Origin of the sequence: Pseudomonas sp. ERMR1:02 (assembly GCF_002277815.1) — a bacterium.
In the GTDB taxonomy this organism is placed as follows: Bacteria; Pseudomonadota; Gammaproteobacteria; order Pseudomonadales; family Pseudomonadaceae; genus Aquipseudomonas.
In genome coordinates this window covers 1-5,433 of the sequence record NZ_NKJI01000049.1, presented here as the reverse complement: position 1 = coordinate 5,433, position 5,433 = coordinate 1, and the positions used below count along the sequence as shown (strand labels likewise).

Below are 5,433 nucleotides of genomic sequence, written 5' to 3'. Positions count from 1 at the left end.
TCACAGGTCAGACGAACGAGACGTTTGATTCGGGTTGGCCAATCGAGATCGTGGGCTTGTACGACACATCATCCATGTCCTGTAGCAAGACATCCAGACGATGTCGGATGTAACCGGAGAAGAAGGGCTTCCTTGCTCGGGAAGTAGTCGTACAGCGTGCCAATCGCAACGCCTGCTTCCAGCGCCACCTCGCGCGTGGTCAACCCAGGCCAGCCATCTCGCTGCCAAATCCGAACAAAAGCCTGGTAAATCGCTTCGACGGTAAAAATCGCCCGGGCCTGACTCGGCCGTTTCAATGGCTTTGCACGGGGATTGAGGGCGGCGTGTTGGCCTTTGCTGTTTCCGAACCCGCTCTTCATCGGCTGCCACTATTCTTGTGCTATCCGCCACGGTGTCGCAGCAGGAGACTGAAGGATGCAAAGTTTTAGCACGGTAACACGGCTGATTACCCGTAAAAACGCTCTTGACCAAAGTCGTATCGAGCAGCATCAGCGCAGTCTGGTTCCGGCGCCCGGAGAGGTGATTGTGAAGATTGATCGTTGCGCGTTGACGACCAACAACATTACCTACGCTGCTTACGGCAATTCGATGAACTACTGGGGCTTCTTTCCTACAGGGCTTGCGGATTGGGGTCACGTCCCGGCCTGGGGCTATGCCGATGTGGTGGCCTCGGATGTGCCAGGCATCAAGGTCGGTGAGCGCTTCTACGGTATTACCGATTGCCAGCCATCTCTGGCTGCGCCCGGAACGGGTCACTGAACGTGGTTTCTACGACGGTGCCGAGCATCGGCTCGGGCTGACCTCGGCCTACAACCAGTACACCCGATGCAGTTGGGACGCGTACTACAGCCCCGGCACCGAAAACCTGCAGATTTTGCTCAAGCCGCTGTTCCTGACCTCTTCGATGCTCGCCGATTTTCTGCAGGACAAGCAGTTCTTCGGTGCGACTCGCCTGGTGTTCTCCAGCGCTTCGAGCAAAACCGCCTATGGCACCGCGGCCTGTCTGGGCAATCATCCTGCTTTGGAAAGGGTGGCGCTGACCTCGGCCGGCAACAAAGCCTTCGTAGAGCATCTTGATTGTTACGAACGCATGGTGTCTTACGCTGAGCTGGCAAGCGTAGCCAATGACCGTCCGACACTTTACGTGGACTTCTCCGGTGACCTGTCTCTACGTGACCGGGTGCACCAACATTTTGCGGGGCAGTTGATCTACAGCTGTTTCGCGGGATCTGCGCAGAGTACCCATGAGGCACGGCTGACGGCGATCGAAGGCCCGCAGCCGGTGTTCTTTTCGCGCCGATCCAGATTCGCAAGCGCAATGCCGATTGGGGGCCGGAAGGGGTCAGTCAACGTGTCGGCGAGGGCTGCTGCAATTTTTCCAGAAGGTGACGGCAACTGAAAAACCGTTGCTTGAGGTGGTAGAGAGCCGGGGTTACGAGGCGGCGCAGGACGTCATTGCCCGGCTGTTTCACGGCAAGATCCCACCCGTCGAGGGGCATGTGATCCTCCTTGAACTCGGTTTTAAGCGGCGTTTTGCTTTACTGAATATCGAAATTCCATATATCACGCCTCGTTTGCCTAGAGGCGTGCTTCTACATGTCCGACTCCCGTAGCCCCGTTGATATTTTCAAGGCCTTGGCCGATGACACCCGCAGTCGGGTCGCGCTGCTGATCGCTCGCGAAGGCGAGCTCTGTGTGTGCGAGCTGACCGCCGCGCTGGACTTGAGCCAGCCGAAAATCTCTCGCCATCTGGCGCTATTGCGCAGTCATGGATGCTGGCGGATCGCCGTCAGGGGCAATGGGTGTATTACCGATTGCACCCGCAGTCAGCACCTTGGGTCATCACCATGTTGCAGGAAGCATTGGCGGCCAATGTCGAATGGCTATCGGCCGATGTGGCGCGTTTGCAGGCGATGGCTGACCGGCCGGTTCGCTGCTGCTGATCTTCTTCCTATTTCTGTAAGGCAAACGCCCATGCTGGCAGCGTCACTGATTTTCCTGTTGACCATCACCCTGGTGATCTGGCAACCCAAGGGCCTCGACGTCGCTGGAGCGCGGTATCGGCGCGGTGCTGGCGCTGATTTCGGCGTGGTGCACCTGAGTGACATCCCGCTGGTATGGCAGATCATCTGGAATGCCACTGGCACGTTCGTCGCGCTGATCATCATCAGCCTGTTACTGGACGAGGCCGGGCTGTTTGCCTGGGCAGCGCTGCATGTGGCCCAGTGGGGGCGAGGCAACGGGCGCAAGTTGTTCGCTTATATGGTGCTGCTCGGAGCGTTGGTGTCGGCGTTGTTCGCCAATGACGGTGCAGCGTTGATTCTCACACCCATTGTGATCTCGATGCTCCTGGCCTTGCGTTTTTCTCCAGCGGCGACCCTGGCGTTCGTCATGGGCGCCGGTTCATTGCTGACACCGCGAGTCTGCCGCTGGTGGTGTCGAACCTGGTGAACATTGTCTCCGCAGACTTCTTCAATATTGGTTTCAACCGCTATGCGGTGGTGATGATTCCGGTCAACCTGGTGAGCGTGGCCGCGACCCTGGCGATGCTGATGTGGTTTTTCCGTCGCGACATTCCCAGGGCTATGACCCTGAGCAACTGGAGCACCCAGCGTCCGCGATCCACGACAAGGCGACGTTTTACGCCGGTTGGGTGGTGTTGATTATTCTGTTGCTCGGCTGTTTTGCACTGGAACCGCTGGGGATTCCGATCAGTGCGATCTCGGCGGTGTGCGCCGCCTTGCTGCTGGCCATCGCTGCCCGTGGTCACAAGATTTCCACGCGCAAAGTGATGAAAGAAGCCCCGTGGCACATCGTGATTTTCTCGCTGGCATGTATCTGGTGGTCTACGGCCTGCGCAACGCCGGGCTGACCGGGTATCTGGCGGGGTGGTTGAACGGCTTTGCCGAGTACGGCGTTTGGGGCGCGGCGTTGGGCACCGGGGTGCTGACAGCGCTGTGTCATCGATCATGAATAATTTGCCGACGGTGCTGATCGGCCTGTTATCGATTGATGCCAGCCAGGCGACGGGCGTGGTGAAGGAGGCGATGATCTACGCCAACGTCATCGGCAGCGACCTGGGGCCGAAAATCACCCCGATCGGCAGTCTGGCAACGCTGTTGTGGTTGCATGTGCTGGAGCGCAAGAATATTCAGATTGGCTGGGGGTATTACTTCAAGGTCGGGATTGTGTTGACGGTGCCGGTGTTGCTGGTGACGTTGGCTGCGTTGGCTTTACGGTTATCCATTTAGACCGTATCGGCCCATTCGCGGGCAAGCCTCGCTCCTACAGGAACGCAATCCTTGTAGGAGCGAGGCTTGCCCGCGAAGAGGCCAGACTTGTCACCACACCTGCCTCAACCTTGCCCCGGAACATCCGGCCAAAGATCCGCCACCAGAAACAACCGCTCGGCTTCTTCCCAATCACCATTGGCATTTTCTGTCAGCCGAACCAGCAGTTGCGCCGGTGCCAGGGGCGACAACTCACTCAACCACGCACTCAACTGCCCGGCACTCCAAGCCTGCTCGGCGGGGTAGTGCGCCGGCGCCAGCCAGGCGTGGCGGGGCAGGGGTTGCCAGCGACCGGGCGGACTTTGCCCGACAAATTGCGCCCAATCCTTTTGATGCAGCCAGCGACCGCGCAAGTGTTGTGGATGCGCGCCGCTCGGGGGCGCCGCTGGCCCCGGCCATGGATAGAGCAAATAGCCGCCCAGCCACAAGTGCGCACTGAACTGCCGGATATCCAGCGCCGCCAGCACTTCGCGCTCTCGGGGCGCGCGGAGATCGGCAGTTGGTGCTGACTCAGATGCGCCAATTTGCGGTCCAGTCGATCGTGGCAACCGGGGCCGAGCCACTGCGCGGTGTCGTGTCCATCGCCATTTTGCGGGCCTAGATAAAGCTTGATCGCCAGTTCCAGGTGATGCACGCCATCGCGATCACGCAGCAACATGTCCAGCTCGCCCAGGGTATGGCCTTCGCGGCGGATCGGCATGTTGGCGCCAATCAATTCGATACCGGGCGCATGTTTGACGGCAAATTGCCACAGACGCTCGTAGTACAGGCCCAGGCGCCGGGTGCGGGCCTGGGCCAGCCAGTGCAGCAATCCGTAGCTGTCCTGATCCAGTTGGCGCAGCCAGTGTTCCAGACGCTCCGGTGCCTGTACCCAGTCGCTGCCGGCCAGGGGGTGGCGTTGCGGCCACGGCGTGCCGGCGAGCATCGGCGGCGCGAGGATGACCCACGCCAGGTCGCGCACTTCGGGGTGGCGCAACTGGTGGGGTAACTGCAACAAATCTGGAAATAGGATCATCTTGCGAGCATAGCCTCAAACAGGAGCGCGTCCTTGTCGCTGAAAGGATTTTGTCTATCCCGAGCTTTCGCCCATAATCGTGCTTTTCGCCGTCGCAGGCCCCCGCGCACTAATTAGGAGCCCCATGGAGCAATTTCGTAATATCGGCATCATCGGTCGCCTGGGCAGTTCTCAGGTGCTGGATACCGTCCGCCGACTGAAACGGTTTCTGCTCGATCGTCACCTGCACGTGATCCTCGAAGACACCATTGCCGAAGTCCTGCCGGGCCACGGCCTGCAGACTTCGTCGCGCAAGATGCTCGGCGAAGTGTGTGACATGGTGATTGTGGTCGGGGGGGACGGTAGCCTGCTCGGCGCTGCCCGGGCGCTGGCCAGGCACAATATTCCGGTGCTCGGATCAACCGGGGCAGCCTGGGCTTCCTGACCGATATCCGTCCCGATGAACTGGAAATCAAGGTCGCCGAAGTGCTCGACGGCCACTATCTGGTGGAAAACCGTTTCCTGTTGCAGGCCGAAGTCCGTCGTCATGCCGAGGCCATCGGTCAGGGCGATGCGTTGAACGATGTGGTACTGCACCCCGGTAAATCCACGCGGATGATCGAGTTCGAGCTGTACATCGACGGCCAGTTCGTCTGCAGCCAGAAGGCCGACGGCCTGATCGTCGCCACGCCGACCGGTTCGACCGCTTATGCGCTGTCGGCGGGTGGCCCGATCATGCATCCCAAGCTCGACGCTATTGTAATTGTGCCGATGTACCCCCATACCTTGTCAGTAGGCCGATCGTGGTCGACGGCAACAGTGAGCTGAAAATCGTCGTGTCCAAGGATATGCAGATTTACCGCAAGTCTCGTGTGACGGGCAGAACCACTTTACCTGCGCGCCCGGCGACACCATCACCATCAGCAAAAAGGCGCAGAAGTTGCGGCTGATCCATCCGCTGGACCACAACTACTATGAAGTCTGCCGGACCAAGCCGGCTGGGGCAGCAAGTTGGTGGTGGAGGCGACTGATGCTCGATCCCGCGCGTAGCTACGACCTGATCGGTGACGTGCACGGTTGCGCTCTGACCCTTGAGCATTTGCTCGACCGGCTCGGTTATCACAAACAAACTGGCGTCTGGCGCCATGC

Annotated in this window: 1 protein-coding gene and 6 pseudogenes; 5 read left to right on the top strand and 2 right to left on the bottom strand. The window is 59.7% G+C overall.

All coding sequences use genetic code 11. From position 1 onward, the window contains the following. Positions 1-68 precede the first annotated feature (68 nt). Positions 69-359, bottom strand: a complete 291-nt coding sequence (locus CES87_RS32125) for a TetR/AcrR family transcriptional regulator (RefSeq protein WP_256591192.1) — start codon at positions 357-359, stop codon at positions 69-71. 55 nt (positions 360-414) lie between these two features. Between CES87_RS32125 and CES87_RS32120 the strand changes: the two are divergent. From CES87_RS32120 to CES87_RS32110, 3 pseudogenes are all read left to right on the top strand, one after another. After that, positions 415-1,511: pseudogene (locus tag CES87_RS32120) on the top strand (DUF2855 family protein); the annotation flags it as partial. Between the two features lie 85 nt (positions 1,512-1,596). After that, positions 1,597-1,943 (top strand): annotated as a pseudogene (locus CES87_RS32115) (metalloregulator ArsR/SmtB family transcription factor). Beyond that, positions 1,873-3,251 (top strand): annotated as a pseudogene (locus CES87_RS32110) (arsenic transporter). The pseudogenes CES87_RS32115 and CES87_RS32110 overlap by 71 nt, the downstream one beginning before the upstream one ends. Positions 3,252-3,355: 104 nt before the next feature. On the opposite strand, the pseudogene CES87_RS32105 reads toward CES87_RS32110, so the two are convergent. Next, positions 3,356-4,305 (bottom strand): annotated as a pseudogene (locus tag CES87_RS32105) (DUF1853 family protein). Between the two features lie 124 nt (positions 4,306-4,429). On the opposite strand from CES87_RS32105, the pseudogene CES87_RS32100 reads away from it, so the two are divergent. Next, positions 4,430-5,315: pseudogene (locus tag CES87_RS32100) on the top strand (NAD(+) kinase). Continuing rightward, positions 5,312-5,433 (top strand): annotated as a pseudogene (locus CES87_RS32095) (serine/threonine protein phosphatase); the annotation flags it as partial. The pseudogenes CES87_RS32100 and CES87_RS32095, both read left to right, overlap by 4 nt.

What these genes read in the sequence shown, in the direction of transcription:
- CES87_RS32125 (WP_256591192.1), bottom strand. Translation starts at nt 359, where the DNA reads ATGAAGAGCGGGTTCGGAAACAGCAAAGGCCAACACGCCGCCCTCAAT.